Source organism: Olsenella sp. CU969, from assembly GCF_905219715.1.
In the GTDB taxonomy this organism is placed as follows: Bacteria; Actinomycetota; Coriobacteriia; order Coriobacteriales; family Atopobiaceae; genus Granulimonas; species Granulimonas faecalis.
Genome location: NZ_CAJMXC010000125.1, coordinates 1 through 3,112 on the forward strand (window position 1 = coordinate 1; position 3,112 = coordinate 3,112).

The following is a 3,112-nucleotide window of genomic DNA, read 5'->3' on the forward strand; positions in this document are numbered from 1 at the left end:
GGGGTAAATGGGTAGCGCAAACCTACCGCCCCCTGTCCCGCCACCCGGACACTTTTGTCCCAATGGTCGGGCACTTTTGTCCCAGCACCCGGGCACTTCTGTCCCAGCGGGACCGCGCCGCCATGCCGCCCGACCGCACCCGGCCGTGCCGGGCGGCGGGACAAGGTGCCACAATGGGACGGAGCGACCACCCGCAGGCACCCGGACGAGGAGGCACCCATGAGGCAGGTAACCGTGGCGGCGGCGTTCATCGTCGACGGCAGCGACCGCATGCTCGCCTGCCGCCGCAGCGACGGCGACCAGGCGGGGTTCTGGGAACTGCCCGGCGGCAAGGTGGAGCCCGGCGAGACGCCCGAGCAGGCCTGCGTGCGGGAGGTGCGCGAGGAGCTCTCCTGCGACCTGGAATCCCTGTGGGCGCTCGAGCACGTGGAGCACGACTACCCCGACTTCCACCTCTCCATGGACGTCTTCTGCGCGCGCATCGCCGCGGGCCAGGAGCCCGTCTCCTCCGTGCACGACGAGCTCCGCTGGCTCTCCCGCGACGAGCTGATGGACGTCGCCTGGCTCCCCGCCGACGTGGACCTCATGAGGAACCTCCAGACCTGGTGGGGCGCCATCTTCGAGGAGCACTAGGGCACGCGCCCCCGACCGTACGACCACCGTGCCGCACGGGGTCCCGCCTTTGCCTGTTAGAATCAGGCCNCCTGCACCCGACCGCCCGCGAGAGGATCCCATGGAGGAGAAGCACGTCGCCAACGTCCCGGACGGCGACCCCGTCGTCGAGTCGGCCTCTGCGACCACTGACCACGAGCACAACCATGCNGGCGTCGGCCCCGTCGTGGGGGTGGTGTGCGCCCTGGCGGTCCTCTGCCTCCTCGCCCTCGGCGTGGGCGGCTGCACGTCCTCGCTCCTCGTGGCGGGCGCGCCCTACTACTGGGACCTGGACGACGGCTACGGGTACGACGACTACGACGGCTGGGACGGCTACGGTTGGGACGACGACTACGACGGCTGGGACGGCACGAGCCCCTATGACGACTGGGACGGCGGCCTCGGCTGGGACGACCGCGCCTCCGTCGACAAGCTCACGCTGGAGAGCGGGCTCGAGGCCTATGTGGAATCCTACGACGTGACCATCGACGACTACGTGGCCGCCTNGGACTACTCCGGCGTCCCCCAGGGCGTGCGCGACTGGGTCAAGGGGCTCTGCGCCCTCGACGCCACCGCCAACGGCACCGTGGTCTCCAAGCTGCGCCCCGCCCTCGCCTCCGCCGAGGACGGCGACGACGAGGCCGCCGCCAAGGCCGTCGAGGAGGCCCGCCAGACGGCCGCCGACGCCGCCGCCCAGGCGGCAGGGCTCGCCGACGCGCTCCCCGAGGGCGTAGAGGGCCGCGAGGCGAGGCTCCTCGCCAAGGCGGCCCGCGCCGTGGCCGAGCGCTGGGACGACACGGCCGACGCCCTCGCCGCGCTCGGCGAGGCGGCCGCGGGCAACGGCAGCACCACGCTGGACGACTTCGAGGACACTTGCCGCGAGGGCCTCAACACCGTGGCCGACGACGGCTACGAGAGCCTCATGGAGGCGCTGAGCCTCTCGGCGTCCTGACCCCCGACACACCGGGCCCCTCGCGGGGCCCTTTTCCCATGCAACGACACCCCTAGGGAGGCACCATGAGCCACGCCGACGAGCTGTTCTGCTCCATGTGTCGCGACATCATAGACAACGGGACGACCACGGAGGGCGAGCTCGTGCGCCCGCACTGGGAGNACGGCAGCCCGGCCTACACGGTCAAGCGCTTCGGCGTGGTCAACCGCTACGACCTGCGCCGAGAGTTCCCCGCCATCACCCTGCGCCGCACCGCCCTCAAGAGCGCCATGGACGAGGTGCTCTGGATCTACCAGAGGAAGTCCAACAACGTGGGCGACCTCTCGAGCCACATCTGGGACTCCTGGGCCGACGAGAACGGGTCCATCNGCAAGGCCTACGGCTACCAGATCGGCCAGGTGACCCACTACCCCGAGGGCGACTTCGACCAGATGGACAAGGTGCTCTACGACCTCGAGCACACCCCGTTCTCCCGGCGCATCATCACGAGCACCTACACCGTCGGCGACCTGCCGGAGATGGGCCTCTACCCCTGCGCCTGGAGCGTCACCTACAACGTGACCCAGGAGCCGGGAAACCCCCGCCCCACCCTCAACATGGTGCTCAACCAGCGCAGCCAGGACGTGCNGGCCGCCAACAACTGGAACGTGTGCCAGTACGCCATCCTGCTCATGATGATGGCGCAGGTGTCGGGCATGGAGGCCGGCGAGCTGCTCCACGTCATCGCCGACGCCCACATCTACGACCGCCACGTGCCGCTGGTCGAAGAGCTCATCGAGCGCCCGCAATACCCGGCGCCCANGGTCTCGCTNAACCCGGCGGTCACCGACTTTTACGACTTCACCGTGGACGACCTCGTCGTGGAGGGCTACGAGCACGGCCCGCAGGTCAAGAACATCCCCATCGCCGTCTAGGGAAGGCGCTCCCATGAAGCCAGAGTTCCGCACCATCGTCTCGGTCACCGACGACTGGGCCATCGGCTGCAAGGGGCGCCTCTCGGCCTCCAACCGCGCCGANATGCGCCTGTTCAAGGAAAAGACCTGGGGCCACACCGTGGTCATGGGCCGCAAGACCCTTGAGACCCTGCCCGGCGGCAGGCCGCTCCCGGGGCGCCGCAACATCGTGCTCACCCGCGACGAGTCCTTTGCCCGCGAGGGCGTGGAGGTGGCCCACCGCGTGAGCCAGATCCTGTCCATGGTGGCCGACGACGACCTGGTGTGGGTCATCGGCGGCGAGTCGGTCTACCGCACCTTCCTACCCCTGTGCAGCGCCTGCGACGTGACGGTCAACCACACCCTCTGCCCCAAGGCCGACGCGTGGTTCCCCAACCTCGACACGCACCCCGGCTGGTGCCTCTCCAAGCGCTGCCCGGGCGGTGAGACCGACGAGGGCGTGGCCTACGAGTACCGCGTGTACCGCCAGCGCTGAGCCCTCCCCCGCCCGCACTGCCGAGGGGGCCGGCACCCGTCGCACCGGGTGCCGGCCCCCTCTCGTCAGCCGGTCCTTGAG

The 3,112-nt window shown here is 70.1% G+C and carries 3 protein-coding genes; all 3 read left to right on the plus strand.

Annotated elements, in window-relative coordinates:
- Positions 1 to 219: 219 nt before the first annotated feature.
- The 3 genes from JX283_RS08050 (at position 220) to JX283_RS08060 (ending at position 3,031) form a co-directional block, all read left to right on the plus strand.
- Positions 220 to 633 carry a (deoxy)nucleoside triphosphate pyrophosphohydrolase gene (locus JX283_RS08050; RefSeq protein ID WP_135977183.1) on the plus strand — a complete coding sequence of 138 codons (414 nt, stop codon included), beginning with the start codon at positions 220 to 222 and terminating at the stop codon, positions 631 to 633.
- Positions 634 to 1,668: 1,035 nt separating this feature from the next.
- Positions 1,669 to 2,517 (plus strand): thymidylate synthase, encoded by an 849-nt coding sequence (thyA, locus tag JX283_RS08055; protein WP_204830115.1) that lies wholly within the window; start codon positions 1,669 to 1,671, stop codon positions 2,515 to 2,517.
- A gap of 13 nt (positions 2,518 to 2,530) precedes the next feature.
- Positions 2,531 to 3,031 (plus strand): dihydrofolate reductase, encoded by a 501-nt coding sequence (locus JX283_RS08060; protein WP_204830116.1) that lies wholly within the window; start codon positions 2,531 to 2,533, stop codon positions 3,029 to 3,031.
- Positions 3,032 to 3,112 lie beyond the last annotated feature (81 nt).

Coding starts and splice junctions, on each gene's coding strand:
- JX283_RS08050 (WP_135977183.1), top strand. CDS start 220: ATGAGGCAGGTAACCGTGGCGGCGGCGTTCATCGTCGACGGCAGCGAC.